The sequence below is a fragment of the Hahella sp. NS-SX17 genome (genome assembly GCF_057367735.1).
The window spans coordinates 7,248,305-7,270,021 of record NZ_CM170632.1; the positions used below are offsets into that span (position 1 = coordinate 7,248,305).

Annotated in this window: 23 protein-coding genes; 16 read left to right on the top strand and 7 right to left on the bottom strand. The window is 54.6% G+C overall.

The window, feature by feature from the left end:
- Window positions 1-603 precede the first annotated feature (603 nt).
- From AC2IBB_RS32670 to AC2IBB_RS32680, 3 genes are all read left to right on the top strand, one after another.
- Window positions 604-1,302 carry an alpha/beta fold hydrolase gene (locus tag AC2IBB_RS32670; RefSeq protein WP_486330793.1) on the top strand — a complete coding sequence of 233 codons (699 nt, stop codon included), beginning with the start codon at window positions 604-606 and terminating at the stop codon, window positions 1,300-1,302.
- Window positions 1,303-1,460: 158 nt separating this feature from the next.
- Window positions 1,461-2,012, top strand: a complete 552-nt coding sequence (locus AC2IBB_RS32675) for a nucleotidyltransferase family protein (protein ID WP_486330794.1) — start codon at window positions 1,461-1,463, stop codon at window positions 2,010-2,012.
- Window positions 2,013-2,124: 112 nt separating this feature from the next.
- Window positions 2,125-2,418 (top strand): hypothetical protein, encoded by a 294-nt coding sequence (locus AC2IBB_RS32680; RefSeq protein WP_486330795.1) that lies wholly within the window; start codon window positions 2,125-2,127, stop codon window positions 2,416-2,418.
- Here the strand turns inward: AC2IBB_RS32680 and AC2IBB_RS32685 are convergent, their stop codons facing one another.
- Window positions 2,419-2,850 (bottom strand): DUF3429 domain-containing protein, encoded by a 432-nt coding sequence (locus tag AC2IBB_RS32685; protein WP_486330796.1) that lies wholly within the window; start codon window positions 2,848-2,850, stop codon window positions 2,419-2,421. It abuts the gene before it with no gap.
- A gap of 164 nt (window positions 2,851-3,014) precedes the next feature.
- Here AC2IBB_RS32685 and AC2IBB_RS32690 point away from each other — a divergent pair, with 164 nt between their 5' ends.
- Both AC2IBB_RS32690 and AC2IBB_RS32695 read left to right on the top strand, forming a co-directional pair.
- Window positions 3,015-5,303, top strand: coding sequence for a DUF255 domain-containing protein (locus AC2IBB_RS32690; protein WP_486330797.1), 2,289 nt, complete (start codon window positions 3,015-3,017; stop codon window positions 5,301-5,303).
- Between the two features lie 132 nt (window positions 5,304-5,435).
- Window positions 5,436-6,413: a zinc transporter ZntB gene (locus AC2IBB_RS32695; protein WP_486330798.1), complete on the top strand. Its 978-nt coding sequence runs from the start codon at window positions 5,436-5,438 to the stop codon at window positions 6,411-6,413.
- On the opposite strand, the gene AC2IBB_RS32700 is transcribed toward AC2IBB_RS32695, so the two are convergent.
- The 3 genes from AC2IBB_RS32700 to AC2IBB_RS32710 all read right to left on the bottom strand — a co-directional run bounded on the left by AC2IBB_RS32700 (window position 6,410) and on the right by AC2IBB_RS32710 (window position 8,501).
- Entirely contained in the window at window positions 6,410-7,327 is a 918-nt protein-coding gene (locus AC2IBB_RS32700) for an alpha/beta fold hydrolase (protein ID WP_486330799.1), read from the bottom strand. The two genes, AC2IBB_RS32695 and AC2IBB_RS32700, sit on opposite strands and share 4 nt — an antisense overlap.
- A 151-nt stretch (window positions 7,328-7,478) precedes the next feature.
- Complete coding sequence (locus AC2IBB_RS32705) at window positions 7,479-8,186, bottom strand: PspA/IM30 family protein (RefSeq protein ID WP_486330800.1); 708 nt, start codon at window positions 8,184-8,186, stop codon at window positions 7,479-7,481.
- A 42-nt stretch (window positions 8,187-8,228) separates the two neighbouring features.
- Window positions 8,229-8,501 (bottom strand): YiaA/YiaB family inner membrane protein, encoded by a 273-nt coding sequence (locus tag AC2IBB_RS32710; protein ID WP_486330801.1) that lies wholly within the window; start codon window positions 8,499-8,501, stop codon window positions 8,229-8,231.
- 236 nt (window positions 8,502-8,737) lie between these two features.
- On the opposite strand from AC2IBB_RS32710, the gene AC2IBB_RS32715 reads away from it, so the two are divergent.
- Both AC2IBB_RS32715 and AC2IBB_RS32720 read left to right on the top strand, forming a co-directional pair.
- Window positions 8,738-9,775 (top strand): efflux RND transporter periplasmic adaptor subunit, encoded by a 1,038-nt coding sequence (locus tag AC2IBB_RS32715; RefSeq protein ID WP_486330802.1) that lies wholly within the window; start codon window positions 8,738-8,740, stop codon window positions 9,773-9,775.
- Between the two features lie 24 nt (window positions 9,776-9,799).
- On the top strand, window positions 9,800-12,916 hold the full coding sequence (locus AC2IBB_RS32720) for an efflux RND transporter permease subunit (RefSeq protein WP_486330803.1): 3,117 nt from the start codon (window positions 9,800-9,802) through the stop codon (window positions 12,914-12,916).
- Here AC2IBB_RS32720 and AC2IBB_RS32725 read toward each other — a convergent pair.
- Both AC2IBB_RS32725 and AC2IBB_RS32730 read right to left on the bottom strand, forming a co-directional pair.
- The gene (locus AC2IBB_RS32725) at window positions 12,894-13,991 is read right to left on the bottom strand and encodes an EAL domain-containing protein (protein ID WP_486330804.1); all 1,098 of its coding nucleotides are present in this window, start codon (window positions 13,989-13,991) and stop codon (window positions 12,894-12,896) included. The genes AC2IBB_RS32720 and AC2IBB_RS32725 overlap by 23 nt on opposite strands.
- A gap of 186 nt (window positions 13,992-14,177) precedes the next feature.
- Entirely contained in the window at window positions 14,178-14,753 is a 576-nt protein-coding gene (locus tag AC2IBB_RS32730; RefSeq protein WP_486330805.1) for a class I SAM-dependent methyltransferase, read from the bottom strand.
- Window positions 14,754-14,901: 148 nt separating this feature from the next.
- On the opposite strand from AC2IBB_RS32730, the gene AC2IBB_RS32735 reads away from it, so the two are divergent.
- Window positions 14,902-15,735, top strand: a complete 834-nt coding sequence (locus AC2IBB_RS32735; protein ID WP_486330806.1) for a helix-turn-helix domain-containing protein — start codon at window positions 14,902-14,904, stop codon at window positions 15,733-15,735.
- A 19-nt stretch (window positions 15,736-15,754) separates the two neighbouring features.
- On the opposite strand, the gene AC2IBB_RS32740 is transcribed toward AC2IBB_RS32735, so the two are convergent.
- Complete coding sequence (locus AC2IBB_RS32740) at window positions 15,755-16,045, bottom strand: DUF6471 domain-containing protein (RefSeq protein WP_041600068.1); 291 nt, start codon at window positions 16,043-16,045, stop codon at window positions 15,755-15,757.
- A 148-nt stretch (window positions 16,046-16,193) separates the two neighbouring features.
- Here AC2IBB_RS32740 and AC2IBB_RS32745 point away from each other — a divergent pair, with 148 nt between their 5' ends.
- The 8 genes from AC2IBB_RS32745 (at window position 16,194) to AC2IBB_RS32780 (ending at window position 21,575) form a co-directional block, all read left to right on the top strand.
- Window positions 16,194-16,598, top strand: a complete 405-nt coding sequence (locus tag AC2IBB_RS32745) for a YjfI family protein (RefSeq protein ID WP_486330807.1) — start codon at window positions 16,194-16,196, stop codon at window positions 16,596-16,598.
- Complete coding sequence (locus tag AC2IBB_RS32750; protein ID WP_011400284.1) at window positions 16,595-17,278, top strand: PspA/IM30 family protein; 684 nt, start codon at window positions 16,595-16,597, stop codon at window positions 17,276-17,278. Before AC2IBB_RS32745 ends, AC2IBB_RS32750 begins: the two co-directional genes overlap by 4 nt.
- A 17-nt stretch (window positions 17,279-17,295) precedes the next feature.
- On the top strand, window positions 17,296-18,342 hold the full coding sequence (locus tag AC2IBB_RS32755; protein ID WP_486330808.1) for a potassium channel family protein: 1,047 nt from the start codon (window positions 17,296-17,298) through the stop codon (window positions 18,340-18,342).
- Window positions 18,335-18,979 carry a YjfK family protein gene (locus AC2IBB_RS32760; protein ID WP_486330809.1) on the top strand — a complete coding sequence of 215 codons (645 nt, stop codon included), beginning with the start codon at window positions 18,335-18,337 and terminating at the stop codon, window positions 18,977-18,979. The genes AC2IBB_RS32755 and AC2IBB_RS32760 overlap by 8 nt, the downstream gene beginning before the upstream one ends.
- A gap of 70 nt (window positions 18,980-19,049) precedes the next feature.
- A complete protein-coding gene (locus AC2IBB_RS32765) occupies window positions 19,050-19,466 on the top strand; it encodes a DUF350 domain-containing protein (protein ID WP_486330810.1) in 417 nt (138 codons plus the stop codon).
- Between the two features lie 11 nt (window positions 19,467-19,477).
- A complete protein-coding gene (locus AC2IBB_RS32770) occupies window positions 19,478-20,107 on the top strand; it encodes a DUF1190 family protein (protein ID WP_486330811.1) in 630 nt (209 codons plus the stop codon).
- Window positions 20,108-20,110: 3 nt separating this feature from the next.
- On the top strand, window positions 20,111-21,274 hold the full coding sequence (locus AC2IBB_RS32775; protein WP_486330812.1) for a glutathionylspermidine synthase family protein: 1,164 nt from the start codon (window positions 20,111-20,113) through the stop codon (window positions 21,272-21,274).
- Window positions 21,275-21,386: 112 nt separating this feature from the next.
- Window positions 21,387-21,575 carry a DUF6316 family protein gene (locus tag AC2IBB_RS32780; RefSeq protein ID WP_486330813.1) on the top strand — a complete coding sequence of 63 codons (189 nt, stop codon included), beginning with the start codon at window positions 21,387-21,389 and terminating at the stop codon, window positions 21,573-21,575.
- The last annotated feature ends 142 nt before the right edge of the window (window positions 21,576-21,717 follow it).

Sequence of the window (21,717 nt, forward strand, 5' to 3'; positions counted from 1 at the left end):
GCGGGATGAAAAGAGATGGAAAAACTATCTCACCGTCATCGCCACCAGGAACGCGACTGGCGATGAGATAGCTTCTACGTGGCGTTGGTCCACAGGCTTACCATAGCGATTGTCTTTAGGGAAAACACTCGGTTAAAGGGTGTAGAGCAATGCGCCTAGCGCAGGGGAGAAAAGGCTTAACACTTGGATAATCCAGGCGCTGAAAAAACGGGGGGGGCACGCCCTTCCATAGGGAAAGACAGCGCTTGAGCCGGCGCTCTTGTTTTAGTACATCCCGTTGATTATATTTGCTTTTCGCGACCGGCCAAGACAAGCCGGAACGCGATGGCCGTTATGCCTAGGCGTACGCTGGAGATCACCGGCGCCATCGCCCTCAATGGCCTGGATGACGCGGAGTCAGGATAGTGCGTCACGTCAAAAAATCGAAAAAAACTACTCAGTATTAACATGGCGATAATATTGGCCTGTTAATAATCAGGCGCATGGATGCGCCTGCGCGGCGGCTGGCCGCGGGAGACAGGGCCTGACATGCAGGCCCTGTCGTTGCAGACAAATAGAAGGAAGCTATTTATCTGCCTGATTAATAGGATAAAGGGAACTTAGATGGAACGATCCTATGATTATGCGGATATTGGTGACGTCAGCCTGCGTTATCTGGCGGAGGGGTCGGGTAACGCCACTGTCATTTTCGAGTCTGACCTGGGCGGCGGCATTGATGCCTGGGAAAGAGTGCAACCCTTGATCAGCCTCTTCACTCGCACACTTTCCTACGACCGCGCCGACCCGCAGGACGCCAACGCCGGACATACGCCCAGAACCGCCGCAAACATGGTGGCCGATCTGCGCAAGTTGCTTAAGGTCGCCGACATCAAGCCTCCCTACATCCTGGTCGGTCATTGCGCCGGCGCCGCCCATATTCGCTACTTCGCGCACAAGTACCCCAACGAAGTTGTCGGCCAGGTATTCGTGGACGGCTATGAAAACGCTGTCGATTCAGACGAAGCAATGAATCACACTGCGCCACCCACAACGGATTTACAGAAATCCGTACCCTTTCTCAATAACGCGCCAACCAGTATCCTTGTGGGCGACAATCCGCCGGAATCCTCGGTGCAACAACCGAAGCCGACTCATCGCGACCGCAAACAATGGATTGAAAGCCACCGCGAATGGCTGCGGCACATGCCGCAGGCGCGATTCAGGGTGATCGCCAACGCCCGCCGTTATCTTCCGTTATCCCACCCGGATTTTGTGGTGGAGGAGATCAATCGGGTGCTGGCGGACGCCCGACGGGCGCTTTAAAGCGGTCGCGTAGATTGCAATGGTTCCCAATGGATAATTTCTCACGCTGCTGTGCGAAACTTTCACGGACGAAAGGGACCATCTGGAGAGACAATTCGCAGAACGCGTTTGTACGAACGTCCCGATATCAAACAATAAACAGGAATGGAGTTTGTCATATGGAACAAGACACTATTGTACTGCTGAAAAAAGATTTACTGCGCATGCGTTGTCTGGCCGCCGCCAGATCGCTGGGCCTGAAAGACTGGTATCTGGCCGCAGGTTTTCTGCGCAACGCCATCTGGGACCACCTCCACAAACTGGCTCAAGCCACTCCTTTAAATGATGTGGATCTGGTGTATTTCGATGCTGACGACACCTCCGAAGAACGTGATAAGGAAATCGAAGCCAAGCTGAAAAAAATGGTCCCCGGCGTGAGGTGGGAAGTGAAAAACCAGGCCAGAATGCACTTGCATAACCAGCATGAACCCTATCAGGACACCGCCGACGCCATTTCTCACTGGGTCGAAGTGCCCACCTGCGTCGGCGTGAGACTGGAGCATCTGGACAAGTTCAAGTTCACCGCCAAATTCGGACTATTGGAAAACTGGTCCATGCAAGTGCGACCAAATCCAGACGTGCGTTATGCGGAGGACATCTTCGTTTCCCGGGTGTACGGCAAGCGCTGGCACCGCATCTGGCCAATGCTGCAGATCTCCGCCCTGCAATAATACCTGCTCTAATTACCTGCGCTGCGCCCTGGCCTGACTCCGCCAGGGCCCGCTATACTGAAGCGTCGCCCGGACACCGTCATTTTTCACGGCCAGACCCAAGGTATGCTCCATGCGCAAACTTCTTTTGTTAATTTCCGTTTTCGCTCTCTCTTTCAACGCCTACGCCAAGGATGATAAAAAGCACGATCTGCCGCCGGGATTACAGAAAAAAGTGGACCGTGGCGGCCAGTTGCCGCCGGGCTGGCAAAAGAAACTGCATAAGGGCGATATCCTGGATCAGTCCGTTTACGACCACGGCGTGGTTTACCACGATGACGATGGCGTCGAAACCGTCTACGTCGAGGACAAGATCATCAAAATTATCAAGTCCACCCGGGAAATCATCGATATTCTGAACCACTGATCAGGCGAGCATGACCAACGCCTGCATTACCGCAGCGCATAGCGTCAGCTGGCAGCGCATTTGCTGATAGTCCGCGCGCCAGTAATCCTCCAGTACGAAGCGATCCAGTCCATAGAAAAACAGAAACGCCACCGCCAGCGTCACTGAGCGCAGGGCGGCAGGCAACCCTGGCGCCGCCCACGCCACAAGCAGACACAGGATGCTGGCCCACAACAGCCGCGAAGGCGTCGCCGGGCCTTCACCCCGCAGTCCAATCAACCAGACGCCGCCGGCGATAAACGCCAACAGCGCCATGCTGTAATAGTCAAACATCGGCCGCAGCAAAGAGCGCGCCTCACCGCCGAGCACGCAGGCGACGCCGAGGATTAAAAGCGGCGCAGCCCCCAAGATGGCGCTCATTCGCACATATTTCTCACTATCTCTGGCGATCATGCCTCCCCCCGTTGCCTCCAGACGGACGATCACCGTCCTCCCCCTCAGCTTCTACGCTCAAAAATCAGGGAAAGATCAGGGATTATTTTGCATGAAACGGAGAATATGCATTATGTTCAGTACTGCAGGGCAGTACGCACTCATTGCAATAGAAGGAAAGATCTATGTCCGCCAGTGATCCGTTGCAACTCGCCCGGGCCGGCAAACAGGGCAGTTACGCCGTGCGCACCCGTTACCGGCATAAGGACGGAACCCCCGTCTATACCAACCATCTGATTCAGGAAGGTTCGCCTTATCTGCTGCAGCACGCCCACAACCCCGTGAACTGGCGCGCCTGGAGTGACGAAACCTTCGCATTGGCCAAAGCGGAGAACAAACCGATATTTCTTTCCATTGGCTATAGCACCTGCCATTGGTGCCACGTCATGGAGGATGAGAGCTTCGATAATGAAGAGGTGGCTCAGGCGCTCAATCGCCACTTTATTCCCATCAAAGTGGACCGGGAGCAACGCCCGGATCTGGACGAGATTTATATGACCGCCGTGCAAATCATTACTGGCCATGGCGGCTGGCCCATGTCGACCTTTCTCACGCCAGAGGGAAAGCCCTTTTTCGGTGGAACCTATTTCCCTCGCCCTCGTTTCATTAATCTCCTGCAAAAAGTGCATGAACTATGGGAAGAACAGCAGGATAATTTATTGGAACAGGGACGCCGTCTGTCCGACGCGGTCAGTGTCTATCTCCGGCCAAAACCGATCTCGGAAAGTCTGGCGGAGAATCTGATCGAAACTGCGGTGGATAAACTGATTGGATATAGCGACCCCCAATGGGGCGGCTTCGGCGGCGAGCCAAAATTTCCTCAGGAGCCCAACCTTCTATTCCTGCTCGACGTCATCGAACGCGACACCCGACCGCTTGATCGCCAGCCAGCCTGGAGTCTGGTGAAGTCCGCCCTTGACGCGTTACTCGCTGGCGGCGTATACGACCAGGCAGGCGGCGGCTTTCACCGTTACGCAGTGGACCAGCGCTGGCAAATCCCTCACTTTGAAAAAATGCTCTATAACCAGGCGCAATTGGCGCGCTGCTACGCCCGCGCCTACAACCTGTGTCAGGTCCCTGAGTATCTACGGGTGTGCCGGGAAACCCTGGATTATGTCCTCAGAGAAATGCGCGCTCCAGAGGGAGTCTTTTATTCCGCCACCGATGCAGATAGCGAAGGCGTGGAGGGAAAGTATTTCATCTGGACATATCGAGAGCTGAGTCAACTTCTCGACAAGCCCGCTCTGGCCCTCGCCGAGCAGGTGTATGGCGTCACCCGTAAAGGCGCCTTCGAAGGCGCCAACATCCTGCACTTGCCTTGCTCGTTGTCTGAAAGCGCCGCATCGCTGGGTCTGACGTATGAGGAGTTACTGCAGCAACTGACGGGCCTGAAGGCAGCCTTGTTACGGGCTCGAAGCGACCGTATTCCTCCCTTGCGCGACGATAAGGTGATAACGGAATGGAACGGCATGATGATCGCCGCCCTGGCGGAAACCGCCGCGATAACAGGCATTAGCGCTTACGGAGACGCCGCGGTCATCGCCGCGAACCACTTATGGCGCAGCCAGCGTGGCGAAGACGGCCTGTTCCATCGCATCAGCCTGGATAACCTGCCCAGTGACGACGCCCTGCTGGAAGATTACGCGCATTACATGGAAGGGTTACTGCAATTGTACGACTACACCCACGACCACCTGTGGCTGGAGCGCCTGGAAGCCTTGGCGACCACGCTGGAAGAACAGTTTCTGGATACCGAGCAAGGCGGATTCTTCATCACCCCAAAAAACGCGCAGGGCCCCCTGCTGGTGCGCAGCAAGCATTGCGGCGATAACGCCACCGTCAGCGGCAATTCACAGCTGGCTTCCGTACTGGCCGCATTGCGGCTGCGCACTGGCGATCTGAATGTGCAACGTATGGCGGAAAACCAGATCGCCGCTTTCACCGGACAAATCAATCGCCACCCATTGTCGGCGCCGGTATTTCTGAAAGGTTTGAACGAATGGCTGACGCCCAATCCGGTCAACCTGCAGTATGCGGCGTCTGGACAAATGTGGGCCACCGCCAAGGTGAAGGAATGCAAGGAAGACAACCTGCTGGAGGCTCAGCTGGATATCCACATGAGTGAGGGCTGGCGCATTCAAAGCCATAACAGCCCGGGGCCGGATGGGCGGCGAACGCAAGTGGAGCTGTTATCACAAACCGATCACGATTTACTGGATATACGCTACCCCACAGGGAGTAAATGGACGGACCCGAATGCAAGCAACATTCTGGAAGTTTATGACGATCATTGCCGAATTGAGCTGACCTTGCGCCGCTCCACCCGTTCTCCAATACGGTTGGCCCTGCATTTCCAGACATGCAATGAACAAGTTTGCCACTGTCCCCATACGCTTCACTTCAGCCTTTGGTAAGCCGTCCGGTGAAATGACGCAGGCATCTTGGCCGATTGCGCCTGATGCAGAGTGCATCTAGTCTTAGCCAAAGCGATACTACGATGTTTTTGATCAACAAATCCCGATCAACTTCAACAAAAGGAAGAGGCGGTGACTGAATCCCACCCCATCATTCATGCATTTCACCTGGATGGCGAAGGCAGCGCTACGCCCATTCCAGCAGAGGAAGCCGCAGAAGCGGCGCAGGACACAACCCGTCTCACCTGGCTACACATCAATGTACTGCATCCGGGCGCGCTGGGCTTGCTGGAAAATCAACTCGGCTTGGATTGGCTGATCGCCGAGGCGTTGATGGCCGACGAGACCCGCCCTCGAATGATGGAGCTGAACGAAGGAATTCTAATCATTCTGCGCGGCGTCAACATGAATCAGGGCGCCGAGCCGGAAGATATGGTGTCGCTGCGCGCCTGGATCACCGAGTCAGGCATCATCAGCGCCGGACGCAGGCAACTGAAGGCCACAGCGGACATTATCGAAAAGCTGGAGCAGAACATGGGTCCCTGCGGCGCTGGCGAGTGGCTCACGGAAATGTGCGTGGAGCTTTATGATCACATGCAAAGCGCTGTCACTACGCTCAATGAATCCACCGACGAGCTGGAAGACCGAGTGCTGGTGTCCCAGGATGAAGCCATTCGGGAGTCCATCATTTCCACCCGCAAACGTGCGATTGTCTTTCGCCGTTATATCTCGCCGCAACGAGATGTCATCACCCGCCTGCAAACCTCCGAACTGCATTGGATCAGCGCCAATGATAAGCGCCGCCTGACGGAGGTGATGGACTGGCTGACCCGCTATGTGGAAGACCTTGACGCTATTCGCGAACGCTCCCAGGTCATCAAGGACGAGCTGGCGGCGGCCATGAACGACCGCCTTAACCGGCACCTGTATCTGCTCTCCATCGTAGCGGCGGTATCCCTGCCGCTGGGCCTGCTCACGGGGCTGTTCGGCATCAACATCGGCGGCATGCCGGGCGTAGATGACGGCAATGCATTCTGGCTGTTCTCGATCCTGCTGGTTGCGCTATTGGTGCTGGAAATCGTCTATCTGCGTAAAAAGGGCTGGATTTAGCCAGCAGATCGCGCGTGTTCGATGACTTTTTGCGCCAGTTTAGGCAATAACGGCAATGGCAGATCATGTCCCCAGCCGGGAATCATTTCCAGCTTGGCGTTGGCGATGCTCTGCTTCAACATGTGTCCGTTCCTGGGTTTCATCAATGGATCGGCCGAGCCATGCAGAATCAGCGTGGGCATGGTGATGTTACGCGCCAGTTTTTCCAGGCTGCCAGTGGCGAGAATCGCCCGCATCTGACGAACAATGCCTTTGGGCCGGTAACTGCGCTGATAGTCCCTGGCGATGCGCTGCAGGATACGCTCCTTCGGCGTTGGAAAAGATGGGCTTTGCACGGTTTCCCAGAACGCGACGCCCCGTCTCAGCGCGGCTTCCTGATGATGGCCGCGTACGCCGCCGCCATTGATGCGCCATAATGTGCCCAGATCCGGCATTGGCTGCTTGGGGCTGTTGTTGGAAGTCATCATCAAGGTCAGAGATTTAATCCGCTGCGGCTGCCGCGCGGCCACAATCTGCGAGATCATGCCTCCCATGGAAACGCCCACCAGATGCGCGCGCTCAATATTCAGGGCGTCGAGCAACGCGATGGCGTCGTCCGCCATATCGTACAGCGTATAGGAAGCCGTTACCGGCAGCCCCAGCTTGGAGCGCACAAAATCCACCGGCACCGGAACCCGATGCGGACAATCGATTTCAGAAGAATGGCCGATATCCCGGTTATCAAGCCGGATCAGACGGTATCCCGCCTCGATCAATGGCTCCAGAAATTCCGGCGGCCAGGCCGTCATCTGACAGGCGAGTCCCATGATGAGCAGCATCGGCTCACCATCAGGATCGCCCAGTTCTTCGTAACAAATTTGAATGGAGTTTACCTTGAGGTACTGCTCCCGGGGGTGGTAATACGCGTGGGTCATGGTCCGTACAATCGTAAAGCCGCTGTCTCAGCCTTCATTAAAGGTCAGGCCATCATATACGGGAAATTAAGGGCAATTGATTAACTTTCCAAGTTTTAACGCAAAAAACCGCGCAAAATGCGCGGTTTAATCAAGTTATTGATACGAACTTTCAGGCGGATTTTTTCCGGATGCGGTCCAATACGGCGTCCGCCTCCGTTTTTGCGCCAATGCCTGCTTTTCGCAGCTTATCCTCCAGCCCATCGTCTTTAAGCCCTTCATCCAACTGCTCCATGGCGCGTTTCATGTCATCGAATCGCTCCTGACGGTCTCGAATACGTTGCAGAGAATCCTGCATATCGCTGATGCGCGACCCCATGGAGTTAGCGCGCACCGTCAGCGACGCCGTCGCCTGCTGTGTGCTCTGAGTAGCCTGCACCATGCGCAACTCCCGTCGGTAATTCTGAATGCTTTGCGCAGCAGACTGCAGGCTCAGGCGCAGTTTTCTCTCGTGCTCATTCAGTTTTTCCGCCGCCTTGCGTTCATCCGCAAGCGTTTTCTCCTGGTCCGCGATGACGGTCGCCAGATCATGCGCAAGCTCTTCCAGTCCCTTCTCCAGCGCCATACCCGCCTGCGACTCTTTTTCCTCCAGATATCTGGTGCGCCGGGCGATGCCCCGCTCTAACCGCATTTTTTCCGCCATGACCTTCGCCAGATCATGTTTGGCCTGCCCCATGGCGCATTCGCAGTCGTAGATTTCCTGTTCAAATATTCGGATAGCGTTTGCATCCACCACCCGCTCCGCATTCTCACGCGTCACGCCGCGTACGGCGGTCATCATTTTTTGCATGTAGTACATATAAAGCACCTCGTGATTCATAAATCGTCCTTAGCGGACTGAAAGCGGCCTGCGTTCATCCCGTTACTCTGCATAGTCCCGCAGCATTTGGTTGGTTTTGGCTTCATTGATTTTGTGGATAAGGCGATGTGATTCGTGTTCATCGCGCATGGTCTTGGAAAGCGTGATCGTCGAGCTGATGAGAAACAGCGTACTGATGCTGAAGTACCCTTTGATAAGCAAATCCACCGGCATAAAAAAGATGCCTGCCGCCACGGCGGCCAGCGCGATAACAAAAGAAGACTTCACGTAAAACAACCAACCTTTGGAATTACTCTGGATTTCTGCAACTGTCATGAGTTGTCCCTCTGTGTGATCCGATGTCTCGCTCACTCTGCTTTCGCCCCCGCTATTTTTGAATCTAAAACTGAATGGGTGCTGAATGACCGCCCTTGAGTATCATTATTCAATACCATAACCAGAAAACCTGTCTTCTCACGCAGATATCACACCTTCACTCACCCAGATGTTGACACTGATTATTTTGCCTGCCTAATATGTTTACACTTAAAACATAAACAAGGTTCACCTCCATGCGCCCCCTCTATCGTGCTATGACCTTCTCTCTGGCGACGTTAATTTATGGCGTCGCGTCCTCGGCCAGTGCGGACGAACCCGTTGTCCACACGGCGACTGTCCGTCTGGAGAGCTATACCATCCCCATTGAAACCAGCGGCGTCCTCGCTAATCAGTCAGAACAGACGCTGTCCTTCAAAACACCAGGGATCGTGGCGGATATCACAGTGAAAGAAGGACAACGAGTCCGCGCCGGTGAGCTGATCGCCATCCTGGACAGAGAAGAAACCGCTGCGGAAGTGGCTCAGGCGGAGGCTTATCGCGACGACGCCCGCCGCAACCTGGAGCGATTCAAAAAGCTCTACGCCAGCAAAGTAGCGCCTCTTGAACAAGTACAGTCTGCGGAAACCGCCTTGCGGGTAGCGAGCGCTCGCCTCAAAGTCGCCCAATTCAATTTCAAGCATTCTGAAATCCTCGCCCCCAGCGATGGCGTCATACTGCGCCGCTTGATCGAACCCAACGAACTGGTCAGCGCACAGCGTCCCGCATTTGTCTTCGCCCAGGAAAATGCCGGCTGGGTCATTCGCGTTGGCGTCAGTGATAAAGAGATCATTCGTGTGAGAGAGGGAGATCAGGCAGAGGTGCGTTTGGACGCCTATCCCGGTCAGGCCCTGAGTGGAGACGTTTACGAAACCGCAGCGAAAGCCAGTCCTGACAGTGGCGTTTTCGAAGTGGAAGTGCGCCTGCATTCCACTAAAGCGCGCCTGCTGTCAGGCATGGTTGCGCGAGTAACCCTGACGCCCAAAGCGGAAGAACAGTTGGTGATGATACCGCTCAGCGCCATCATCAGCGCCGGCGGTAAAAATGCGGAGGTTTTCGTCCTTGACGCCAGTAATCGCGCTCACCGTCGCCATATCATATTACGTGACTTTTCCGCCTCCCATGTCGCTGTGGCCCATGGTCTGAAGGCAGGGGAAACGCTGGTTACTCGCGGCGCCACCGGACTGGTGGAAGGCATGCTGGCGACCCCCGCCACGTTGGCTTCCAACCCCTGACAAATCTATTCGGAGTAACCCGTCATGCGCCTGCCGGAATTAGCGATTCGCAATCATGCTTTCGCCTGGGTCGCCGCTTTACTATTGCTCGGACTCGGACTGGTTTCCTTTCTCACCATGCCGCGTTCGGAAGATCCGCAATTCGACTTTCCCACGACCCTGACCACCGTTCTTTACCCTGGCGCCACACCGGTAGACATGGAGCGTTTAGTGGTGGACCCCATCGAAGACGCCATCAACGAACTGGAGGACCTGAAGTCGGTTTACACCGAGATAGAAGACGGCTTGGTGCTGGTGCGCACGGAATTTCTGTACGGCAGCGACCCGGAAGACAAATTTGAGGATGTTGTGAGCGCCATCCAAAGCATACGCAGCGAGCTGCCGTCCGACCTCGCCCGTATCAAGACAGAAAAACTATCGCCGGCGGATGTGAATATTCTACAAATCGCCCTGGTCTCCGGTTCCGCGTCCTCCAAAGAATTCAAATACTATGCTGAGCGTCTGGAAACCCGCTTAGAGAGAGTCGCTGGCGTCAAACGCGTGGATGTGAAGGGACTGGCGGACCTTGAAGTGCAGGTAAAAGCGGACTGGGTGTTACTGCGTCGCCATGGCGTTTCTCTGGACGAGTTGGCGGAAGTCGCGCGCAAGGCGGCGCAGAATCTTCCCGGCGGCTATGTCAACGGCGACGACCGCCGCTTCAACGTTCGCACCAGCGGCGATTATAAAGACATAGAAACGCTCGCCCGCACTGTTGTCCGCGCCCGCGATGGTCATGCGGTCTACATCGGCGACTTGGCGGATATCCGCCTGCAAGACGGCGCGCCCACTTATAGCGCCCGCTATCAAGGCGAGCCTGCTGTATTCATCACGGTGGTTCAGCGTAAGGGCAGCAATATATTCGATGTCATGGCGGGCGTGAAAACCACTCTCGACAGCTTCGCCAGCGAGCTGCCAGATAATTTCCAAACCCATCTCGCCCATGATCAGAGCATCAGCGTCAACGAACGGGTCGATGGCTTCTTCGAAAACCTTTGGCAAGGCCTGTTATTGGTCGCCGTAGTCGTACTGACGTCGCTGGGCGCACGCGCCGCATTCGTCATCGTACTGGCGATCCCTTTTTCCATCCTCATCGGATTAGGATGGCTGGACCTGACCGGATTTGGCTTACAGCAAATGTCCATCGTAGGGCTGGTGATCGCTCTGGGATTGCTGGTGGACAACGCCATAGTCGTCACAGAAAACGTGGAGCGTTATCTGCGTCAGGGCGACAGCCGGGAAAACGCCGCTATCAAGGGGACGTCACAAGTTGGCTGGGCGGTGATCAGCGGCACTGTCACCACCGTGCTGGCGTTCCTGCCGATCCTGTTGCTGCAGAGCGGCTCCGGGACCTTCATCCGCTCCATGCCGGTCACCGTCATCCTGACGCTGGCAGCCTCACTACTGATCGCTCTTACCATTACACCGCTTCTGGCCAGCCGAGTCTTGAAAAGCGGCGCCGCCTCCGCTAATCCGGGCTGGTTGCTACGGTCGCTTACGACTTTCGCGGCCGGTCCTTATGCTCAAGGCCTGGCATGGAGTCTTCGCCGGCCATGGCTCGTGTTGGTCATCTCAATTCTGTTTCTGGCTGGAGCCATGTCTCTGTTCGGTCATGTGGGAGTGAGTCTGTTTCCAAAAGCGGAGAAATCCATGATTCTGGTGAACGTGGAAACGCCAGAGGGCTCCACTTTTGAATCCACCCGCAAAGCGGCGCAGGAAGTGGAGAAAAACTTGATGGCGCAGCCCGGAGTCACCGCGGTCGCGACTAATATCGGTAAGAGCAACCCGCGGGTTTACTACAACACCATGGACAGCAAACAGCAGCCCAATTACGCGCAACTACTGGTGCAGCTGGCGCCACGTCCTTACCAGGAAATAGAACAATGGGTGAGCGAACAACGTGAACACTACAAGACATTCGCTGACGCACAGGTGCGCTTTAAGGAGTTTCATCAAGGTCCGCCCGTGCAGGCGCCCATCACCATTCGCGTTACCGGCGACAATATTGAAAGCCTGCGCCAAGCCGCCCAGGATGTCAGCGACATCATCGCCAACACGGATGGAGCCATTAACGTGGACGCCCCGATCAGTCGTCACAAAGTGGACCTTCGCGTCAACATTAACCGCGACAAAGCGGCGTTTCATCGCGTCAGTCTGGACGCCATCGACCGCACCGTCCGCGGCGGTCTGGTGGGGCTGAATGTTGGGTCGCTGCGGGATGACGAAGGTGAGGACTACCCGATTATCGTCACCGCCAGAGAGCGCGCAGAGCCGGAACTGGACCAGTTTCAGCACATGATGGTCGCCAATGGGGAAGGCGTACTGACGCCGCTCATTCAGGTCGCGGATATTGAACTGGAAACCGCTGTGCCCAAGTTTCAGCATTATAATCTGGAGCGCATGGCGATGGTGACGGCGGATGTTAAACCTGGCTATCAGACCGAAGCAGTGACCAATGCCATAGTGAGTAAACTGGACGCCTACTCCTGGCCCCAAGGGGTTCACTATACCGTAGGCGGAGAGCAGGAAAACCGTAAAGAGTCGTTCGGCGGCATGGCGAAGGCCCTGCTGGTGGCGGTGGTGGGCATCTTCGCTGTGCTGGTGATGCAGTTCCGCTCCTTTTCCCAGCCGCTGATCATCTTCGCCGCCCTGCCCTTCGCCATCATTGGCGCGATACTGGGGCTCTACTTTACAGGCAATACTTTTTCGTTCACCGCCTTCGTCGGACTCACTTCACTGGTGGGAATTGTCGTCAACAACTCTATTATTCTGGTGGATTACGCCAACCAGATACGCGCTGAAGGCTTCAGTGTGAGCGAGGCCATGACGCAGTCCGCCCGCACTCGACTGATACCCATCTTATTGACGTCGCTGACCACAATTGGAGGGCTTCTCCCTCTAACCCTCACTGGATCTTCAATGTGGGCGCCTATGGGCTGGACGATCATAGGCGGTCTGACTACGTCAACATTACTGACGCTGTTTGTCGTGCCGGTGTTGTATCGTCTGTTTGAAGGGAGCGGTCGACAGGCGCAGAACGCAAACAATGCGCCTAATCCCCTGCCGGATGGAAAAGAAACCGCTACTTATTCAGCCACTCCGTGATGGGCATGGGGTAACCGAAGGCGAACCCCTGAATAAGGTCGAAATTCATGCGCTGGCATACCACTGCTTCTTCTTTGGAGCCGACGCCTTCCGCCAGCGCTTTCACTCCCATTTTATGCACCATGGACACCAGCAGCTCCAGCAGCTCCTGCCGTTGGGGCGACTTATGAATATTGCGAATCAGGGCGATATCGAACTTCACCACATCCGGCGGCGCTTCCGCCAATTCCACCAGACGCGCCTGCCCGGCGCCGAAATCGTCATAGGCCAGACCAATCCCCATCGTGCGGATTTCCTTAGCGAGGGCCTGGATCACCATAAAATTGGTAACCGCCTGTTCATGGATTTCCAGCACCAGCTCCACATTGGGGTGCGTCTTACGCACATGCTCCAACGTCGCCAGCAAACGCGGACCATCCAACAGTTCCTGCGGGTGGGTGTTCACGAACAGCGGCAGTTTCAGTTTATGGTCGGCAGCATCCTTAATGCCAATGACCCGGAACAATTCACTGAGCTCCACGGCCAGATCGACGCTTTCAGCGATAGTGAATAATGGACCCGGGCTCGGGAGCAGGTTCGGATGCGCGCCCCGCCCCAGCAGTTCGTAGGCGACGGTTTTACCTTTGATATTTACGATGGGTTGAAAGACGGCGTTCACCAGCGTCTGGGATATCAATTCCTTCAAATCCCTGGCCCCCAGAGGAATACGCTGCGACAGATCGCCCTGCATCACCATAGTGGAATAGGTCGACTCAGTCGGTGTCGGTGGACGGTCTTCTTCGTCCACCAACCGCGCCTCGATGTGAGCGAAATGGATGACATCTCCGCTACAAACCGGGGTCACTTGATTGATGCGGCAGTGATTGACGAAAGTCCCGTTGGTGGAGGACAAATCGCGGACGAACAGTTGCCCTCCATCCTGATGGAATTCAGCGTGCTGCCGGGATACGTCAGTGGCGTCTATGGTGAAGCTGACATTGTCACTGCGACCGACAACAAACGGAAACTCCCTGACCGGTAGACGCTTTAATTGATTGCCCTGGCCTGAATAACATTCCAGATACCAACGTGTCACCGGTGTTTACCTCACAAACAACAGGCTTCCGAGCGGATGCACGTACACGCCCTCCCCGGGCGAAATGCTTGAACGCGGTTATCATAATTGTGGCCCATAATCCCTATTAGTAAAGGAGATAATAGTGAAACAGTGTAAACCTCCCAACCGCTGTCATAACTGCTAAAAGCCCAGTCTGGAAGGTATTCAGCGCAGTCGTCTACGACATTGATATAAATAGCAAAGCACGTCCCCACGCTGTGTGGGAACCACCTGAAAGTCCGTAAACCCCGCCTGCTCCAAAGCGCAGAGCAACGCCTCCTCGCTCAGTGCGGAGCGATCCGTAACGTCTGCATCCTCCGCTATGATCAACTGACCACCCGGGCGCACCACTCGCGCCGCCTCGGCAAGTCCCTCCGCCACATCCCGCCAGTGATGCAAAGTATTCACCGCCCAGGCGATATCCACGGAGGCGTTCGCCAGCGGCAGCGATTCCGCAGCGCCCGACAGATATTCAATCGTTTGCGCATTTCCCTTTTTCTTCCTGGCGAATTGCAACATCAGAGGGGTTGGCTCCACGCCCACCAGACGTCCTTTCGATACTATCGCCGACGCCAATCGCAACGCCTGTCCGCTTCCGCATCCTATATCCAGTACGCAGCTGTCCGGCGTTAAATCGGCCGCTTCCACCACAAACTCATTGCTTGGCCATTCGCTGTAGTTTTCGCAATACCAGCGCGTGACCGCCTCATCCCATTCAGGGTGATGATTTCTCTCCGACATAACATTTTCCTCAGCTTGAACACTTGCATGATGGTATCCCCCGTAAGCGCTTCGAAGCAGAGTGGAATATGGGATTAAATCGGCTGATGTTTAGATTTTTTCTTCTTGGGACTACGCCGCAAAAAGATAAATCGGCTATATTCGATCCATGCATGCAACTCAACCCATCGCCGTCGAGCACGGCGTCATAAGCTTTAACGAACACAATGAAGAAGCTTCCCACGCCGAGCACGTGTTATCCCTGATTCTAGACGGCAGCGCGCGTATCCGGCATGGCGACGAGATCACGCTGGGCGCGGGGGTGATCACCCTGGTCCCTGCAGGAATGCCCCACCGCCTGCTGTCGGCGGATAATCTGGAAGCATGGTGGCTCGGCTTTTGCGCAGGTTGTCTGAATATTGACGAAACGCACCCTCTAATGTCCCCCTTCAAGCGGGTCCGCTCCGGCATGCCGCCGATGATCGTCATCGAGCAGATGCGACAGGCGCGTCTGCTTTCTCTGCTTGCGAATCTGCGTGAGGAGTGCCAAAACAACACGCCCGAAACCGGCATTGTCACCCGCTGCCTGCTTCTGTTGATACTAGCGGAAGTTAACCGCGCTATGCGGACAGACTCTCCACACACCGCGCCGCCGACTGACAGCCTGACAACACGGGCGCTGGAATACATTCAAAACCACTGTCTGGAGAAAATATCGCTGCAGGATGTCGCCGCGGCAGTGCACCGCACGCCCGCTCATGTGGCGGCGGCGGTGAAGAAGTCCACCGGCTATGCTGTTGGAGAATGGATTACCCGCAACAAGTTGCAGGCGGCCAGTCTGAAGCTGGCTCACACAGGAGAGTCAGTGGAAAAAATCGCCTTAAGCGTCGGATGGAGCGACGTCACCCATTTCATTCGGCAATTCAAGAAGCATTATGGCTCAACGCCCTCCGCCTGGCGCAGGCAGGTCAGGGCGAACCATCGACCGGAGGAAGTGAAGTGATAGCAAATCACCTCTATCCTTATTCCAAATCAGAGTGGTCCACGCCAAGGTCATGCAGAATGTCCATTAACTCCTCTCGCGCCAGCTTTCTGACGTTCAGAACCAGAATGATCTGCAGAAACAGATCCGCGCCGAGAATGCCTTTATTGATCTTGTTGCGGAGATTATCCGCACTCTGCTGGGTTCCGATTCGGGCCAGTCTGTCGCTAAGGTCGCTATACTTAACGCCACGTTTGGCCATTTCGAATTTAATGATGCGCGAAGCCAGTTCTCTCCAGGAGTTCATTGACGGTTTGGTTTCGTTTTCCATGGCGTCCATTTCTTCTTTATGTAAAAGATAATTTACGTTTATGAGTTAAAATTTACTATAGAGCAAAAAAAGGTTTGTGCAAATAAAATTCTTGGTGTACATTTTTCTACAAGCCTTCAATCGGGGTAAAAATTAATAGGAGAACAAAATGAGCTGGGATCTCTTAAAGCTGGAAAGCCTTTTGAGTCAACGCGATGACTACGCAGTCACCAGAGAAGCGACCTGCCTGTGCATTACTAATAGCGACGGCATCGACGCCTATCTCGCGATCAGCGGCGAACAAATTATTGTCGAGTCTCTGCTGTTTGCAAAAGGCCAAGTTAAAGATTACGCACTTCTGAATGACGACATTCTGAAGACGCATCAAATATTCCCTCTCACCACCATTGGCATCACCAATGTGGAAGGCGAGGACTATTACATGGCTTTCGGCGCCCTGTCGGCCCAATCCAAAGAAGAAAGCATCCTGATCGAGGTTGATATGTTGTTCCAAAACGTTGAAGCGTTTTTGGACGCGTACCAGAACCATCTTGTTAACGGAGTTGAATTATGAGCGTTTGGAAAAAATTAGTGACCGCCATCAAAGGCGGAGCCAACGAAGCGGCGGAAGCGGTTGTGGACAGTCAAGCATTGCGCATCCTGGACCAGGAAATCCGTGAAGCCAAAGAAGAACTGCGTAAGTCCGATCACGCACTGACCCAGATCATGGCGAAAAGAAAGCTGGCCGACCAGAAAGTAGCGAGCCTGAAAGCATCTGTCGCCGAATACGAAGGCCACGCCCGCAAGGCGGCGGACAGCGACCGTAATCTGGCGCTGGAATGCGCGCAGAAAGTGGTGGAGCTGCGCGACCAGATGGACGCTGAGCAGAAGTACGTAGATCAGTTCAACCAGTCTGAGCAGACGTTGCGTCGCAACATTGCGCAAGCAAAGTCCAACCTGCGTCGCATGGAGCAGCAGATCGACATGGTGAAGGCGACTGAATCCGTACAGAAAGCTCAGGTCGCGGTATCTTCCAGACACATGGGCGCCAACAGCAAAATGAAGACAGCGGCGGAATCCCTGCAGCGCATTCAGAGTCGTCAGAACCAGCGTTCAGCCGAACTGGATGCAGCGGAAGAGCTTGCCTCCGAAGAGAGCGGTGACTCTCTGGACGCAAAACTGAAGGCGGCTGGCATTAACGGCTCCAACGCTAACGCAGACGACGAGCTGGCGCGTATACTCGGAGGAAACTGAGTTTAAGAGCTTGTCTGATGCCAATAATAAATAAGATCAAGAGAATCTTTGTCCGACATTTTATGGAGCTGCGATGGCAAGGAGTCGCCGTCGCGTTGCTTTCTTATGTGGGTCTGAGCTATTTCCTCCTATATTTGTCCGGCGAGACGGATTTACTGTCTCTGCCGGATTTTGCTTATTGGCTGGTCGTCACCGCTTCCACCGTCGGATATGGCGATCTCTCGCCGCAAACCCCTGCAGGCAAACTCGTCGTTTCCATATTTGTCATTCCATTCGGCTTGAGTCTGTTCGCATTATTCATAGGTAGAGTCGCTGTGTTCGCCTCGTACCACTGGAAAAAGGGAGTGAAAGGTTTGAAACAACTCGATTGCGCCAACCATATTCTTGTTATCGGCTGGAACGAAAGACGCACGCTGCACCTTATCCGTCTCTTGCTGCGCGAACAGCTGGGCAGTGAGGAGACCCGCCAGATAGTCCTTTGCGCCAAGGCTGACATCGAAAACCCGATGCCGGAAGAGATCGGTTTCGTCAATGTTGAAAGCTACAACAATGACGCGCAAATGAGCATGGCCTGTCTGGAACGGGCATCCACCATTATCATTGATGCTCCGGAAGATGATGTCACCATGACTGCCGCTCTTTACTGCGCCAGCCGCAATAAAGACGCTCACATGATCGCCTATTTCAACGACGATAACCTGAGCCGCCTGTTGAAAGTTCATTGCCCCAACATAGAATGCACGCCGTCAGTGGACGTTGAGCTGCTGGCGAAGTCCGCCATGCACCCTGGCTCCAGCGCCTTACATCAAGACCTGCTGAACGTGCAGGACGGCATGACCCAGTACTCCATAAGATATCCGGCCGAAGCCAAAGGCGTCCCATTGCGGGATTTGTTTCTGCCGCTAAAAGAACGTTATGATGCGATCCTGATTGCCGTCGGCGACGGCAAAGGGGCCGTTACTTTGAATCCACCTATGAGCCATACCGTTGCGCCCGGAACCATGATTTACTACATCGCGGACGAACGCATCGATGGACTTGACTGGGAGAAACTCTGTGTTTAGCAAGTTTTTCAAAAAAGATGAACCTAAGTCCCCTTCCGCCCCGGAAATCATGGGCTTACGCCTCGGCGGCGCATTTGAACTGGATCAACTCAGACTGCGATTGATAGAGCCCTCTGTGATTTTCGAAGGCGCAGCCAAAACCCAGTTAATTCAGGCGGTAGGCCAGGTGAAGCTGGACGCCAGCAGTACTCTGCTGCGCTTTTATACCGACGATGACGGCTTTATTCAGGTAGTGTTGAACGGCGGCATGACGGAAAATCACATAGAAGACGTCAAGCTTTGGTATTTCTATGAAACACGCGCCGTCGGCAGCCAGTCGGATTGGGACATGTTGATAAACACCCAAATCAGCCAGCCTGAATACAGCATTGAAGGCCACCGCTTCCAGCGGGTCTGGGAAAGCGTCGGAGAGTCATCTCCTCCCGTGGCCATGACAGAGAAAACCACAACCGAAGCGGGCGAAGTCACAGAAACAGACCAGTTTTCGATGTTGTATGAAAGATCTGTGAATGAGGACCTGGACGAGTTTCTCATGGTCTGTGGCGAAGAAAAAATCATCGACAACCGCGCCGACCGTTGCCTGGTGCTGTCCACCGGCATCAATCTGCGACCTGCGGACATCGTAATCATCGGATAAATGCGGTCAGCCGCGTTTATCCCCTCAACCCACGCAATTTACCCATAATTAATAAAAGAAGGAGCTGTCCATGGACGCTATCGCACATTCGCTGTTAGGCCTAACGAATTTTGCGATTTACTTTTCTTCCTCATTAGTCCTGCTGTTGGTGTTTAAATTCCTGTATACCCTGGTTACGCCTCACGACGAGTGGAAACTGGTCAAAGAAGGCAAAAGCGTCGCCGCTGCGACAGGCCTTATCGGCGCGGTAATAGGCTTTTCCATCGCCCTCGCCGGAGCTGCCTCCAACTCTGTTTCCCTGCTTGATTTCTGGGTATGGGCGGCGGTCGCTTTGATTGCTCAGGTGTTGGCCTTCGCCATCATTCGTTTCATATTCATGCCAAAAATCGTGCAGCGCATCACCGACGGCGAAGTATCCGCAGGCATCGTGCTGGGTGGATTTTCCGTGGCGGTCGGCATTCTGAACGCGGCTTGCATGACCTACTAAGGAGCAGTGGAATGAAGCGTACAAAAGAGATCAACCTTGACAGGATGAAGAAGAACGGCCAGAGCTTTCTGCTGCGGCCCATCACTGTCGCTGTCGCCGGCGTCACGCTCACCGCCTGCTCGGATACTCGCGAAGCTCAGGTTTACAAAGACATGAGCGAGTGCATCAATGAAAACCCAAGCTATGCCTCAGAGTGTGAAGCTGCGTATCAGCAAGCGCTGAAACGGGCAAATGAGACTGCGCCCAAATACATGTCCATGCGAGACTGTGAAGCGGAGTTTGGCGCCAACGCCTGCACCAGCTACCAGGGCAACTCAGGCCAGAGCTGGTTCATGCCCGCCATGGCCGGATTCATGTTCGCCAAGATTCTGGACTCGAACCGCCGTTATGATTATCAGCCGGTGTTCACCTCCTATTATCGCGGCTCGCCGTTTTATGGCAGCTGGGTGACCTCCGACGGCTATCGCTATGGCAGCACCTATAACCGCAAAGTCACGGTGGATAACAAAGCGTTTAAGCCTAAACCCGCTGTAACGCGGACCATATCCCGGGGCGGTTTCGGTTCGACGGTGAACGCAAAATCCTCCTGGAGTAGTTCTTCCAAGTCCAGTTCCAGCTCAAGAAGTAGTTGGGGCGGTTAAGCCATGCTGCGCATACCAATCCGGGAACGGGCGCATTGGCGCGATCTCGCCCACGAATACGGCTTCCAGTTTCACACTATGCATGGAGAAGTCTATTGGGATGAAAGCGCCTACTATCAGTTCTCTCTGGAGCAGATAGAAACCGGGCTCGAAGATCCTTCCGCAGAGATCCACCAGATGTGTCTGGAGGTTGTCGACCGGGTGGTCGAGGACGAGCGCCTATTAAGGAAATTCAGCATTCCTGAAATATTCTGGGAAGCGGTGCGCGCTTCCTGGCGCGATCACCAGCCCAGCCTTTATTCGCGCCTGGACTTTGCTTACGACGGCCGCAGTCCGGCCAAATTGTATGAGAACAATGCCGACACGCCCACCAGTTTGTATGAGTCAGGCTTCTGGCAATGGTTGTGGCTGGAGGAGAATGTTCGCAGTGGTCGTCTGCCCCGCGCCTGCGACCAGTTCAATTCCCTGCAGGAAAAGTTGGTGCGCAGACTGGCGGAAATCTATGCGCAAACCGATGGGCCGGATTTCTACTTCAGTTGCTGCAAAGACACCGAAGAAGATCGGGGGACGATTCAGTACCTGCAGGACTGCGCCGCAGAGGCAGGCATCCCCAACCGCTTTATCTATATTGACGATATCGGGCAAGGCGAAAACGGCGAATTCACGGATCTGGATGACCGGGTCATTGAGTTGATGTTCAAGCTGTATCCCTGGGAGTTCATGCAACGGGAAGAGTTCGCGCCGCTGATTTTGCAGAACCCCACACGCTGGATTGAACCTTTATGGAAGTCCGTGCTCTCCAATAAAGCCCTGTTGCCGATGCTGTGGAAAATGTTCCCCAACCATCCTAATTTACTGCCGGCTTATTTCGAAGATGAAGTCGAGCATGCGCCAGGGGTGGATTTGGTGAAAAAGCCGATTTTCTCCCGCGAAGGCGCCAATGTGGCGCTCTATCGCGATGGCGAAATGCTTTTCGATACGGATGGCCCTTATGGGGAGGAAGGCTTTATCTTCCAGGCGTATCATCCACTGCCCAAGTTCGGTGAAAACTACACGCTGGTGGGCTCCTGGCTAGTGGATGACCAACCGGCGGGCATCTCCGTCAGGGAGGATAAAGCCCTGGTGACCCAGGACCTTTCCCGCTATTTACCTCATGTGATTCTGTGAGAAATATCTCACAGTCTCTGTATGGATACGCTGATTACTATCTGATCAATCATTAATTACACTGCAGACCGTTTTGTAAATCTGTACCAGAAAGATTCTAACGGAGTAGTTTATGTCGAGAATCCAGCGTAGCAATGACGAGCAGGTTTTACATCACCAGCGCAAGGAGCGCTTCTATGAGCAGGACGGTCAGTGGTATTACATGACTCGCGAGCAAATCCCCCTGGGACCATATGATCGAAGAGAACAGGCGCAGGAAGGCTTATCCGCCTATCTCAGTTACCTTCACGCCGCAGGCTGATGCGGCGACCTTATCCGCCCACATATATTTCCTTCTATAAACCCAGTTTTTCCCATCAACAAGTTCTGTAGTGAGAGTCCTGGCGGACGTAACTACAGAACTTCCGCCCTGCTTTTTTTTGCTGACTGACACTCCAGAGTTC

Coding starts and splice junctions, on each gene's coding strand:
- AC2IBB_RS32670 (WP_486330793.1), top strand. CDS start 604: ATGGAACGATCCTATGATTATGCGGATATTGGTGACGTCAGCCTGCGT.
- AC2IBB_RS32775 (WP_486330812.1), top strand. CDS start 20,111: ATGCTGCGCATACCAATCCGGGAACGGGCGCATTGGCGCGATCTCGCC.
- AC2IBB_RS32720 (WP_486330803.1), top strand. CDS start 9,800: ATGCGCCTGCCGGAATTAGCGATTCGCAATCATGCTTTCGCCTGGGTC.
- AC2IBB_RS32770 (WP_486330811.1), top strand. CDS start 19,478: ATGAAGCGTACAAAAGAGATCAACCTTGACAGGATGAAGAAGAACGGC.
- AC2IBB_RS32755 (WP_486330808.1), top strand. CDS start 17,296: ATGCCAATAATAAATAAGATCAAGAGAATCTTTGTCCGACATTTTATG.
- AC2IBB_RS32735 (WP_486330806.1), top strand. CDS start 14,902: ATGCATGCAACTCAACCCATCGCCGTCGAGCACGGCGTCATAAGCTTT.
- AC2IBB_RS32710 (WP_486330801.1), bottom strand. CDS start 8,501: ATGACAGTTGCAGAAATCCAGAGTAATTCCAAAGGTTGGTTGTTTTAC.
- AC2IBB_RS32780 (WP_486330813.1), top strand. CDS start 21,387: ATGTCGAGAATCCAGCGTAGCAATGACGAGCAGGTTTTACATCACCAG.
- AC2IBB_RS32715 (WP_486330802.1), top strand. CDS start 8,738: ATGCGCCCCCTCTATCGTGCTATGACCTTCTCTCTGGCGACGTTAATT.
- AC2IBB_RS32730 (WP_486330805.1), bottom strand. CDS start 14,753: ATGTCGGAGAGAAATCATCACCCTGAATGGGATGAGGCGGTCACGCGC.
- AC2IBB_RS32750 (WP_011400284.1), top strand. CDS start 16,595: ATGAGCGTTTGGAAAAAATTAGTGACCGCCATCAAAGGCGGAGCCAAC.
- AC2IBB_RS32740 (WP_041600068.1), bottom strand. CDS start 16,045: ATGGAAAACGAAACCAAACCGTCAATGAACTCCTGGAGAGAACTGGCT.
- AC2IBB_RS32745 (WP_486330807.1), top strand. CDS start 16,194: ATGAGCTGGGATCTCTTAAAGCTGGAAAGCCTTTTGAGTCAACGCGAT.
- AC2IBB_RS32685 (WP_486330796.1), bottom strand. CDS start 2,850: ATGATCGCCAGAGATAGTGAGAAATATGTGCGAATGAGCGCCATCTTG.
- AC2IBB_RS32765 (WP_486330810.1), top strand. CDS start 19,050: ATGGACGCTATCGCACATTCGCTGTTAGGCCTAACGAATTTTGCGATT.
- AC2IBB_RS32680 (WP_486330795.1), top strand. CDS start 2,125: ATGCGCAAACTTCTTTTGTTAATTTCCGTTTTCGCTCTCTCTTTCAAC.
- AC2IBB_RS32690 (WP_486330797.1), top strand. CDS start 3,015: ATGTCCGCCAGTGATCCGTTGCAACTCGCCCGGGCCGGCAAACAGGGC.
- AC2IBB_RS32700 (WP_486330799.1), bottom strand. CDS start 7,327: ATGACCCACGCGTATTACCACCCCCGGGAGCAGTACCTCAAGGTAAAC.
- AC2IBB_RS32675 (WP_486330794.1), top strand. CDS start 1,461: ATGGAACAAGACACTATTGTACTGCTGAAAAAAGATTTACTGCGCATG.
- AC2IBB_RS32705 (WP_486330800.1), bottom strand. CDS start 8,186: ATGAATCACGAGGTGCTTTATATGTACTACATGCAAAAAATGATGACC.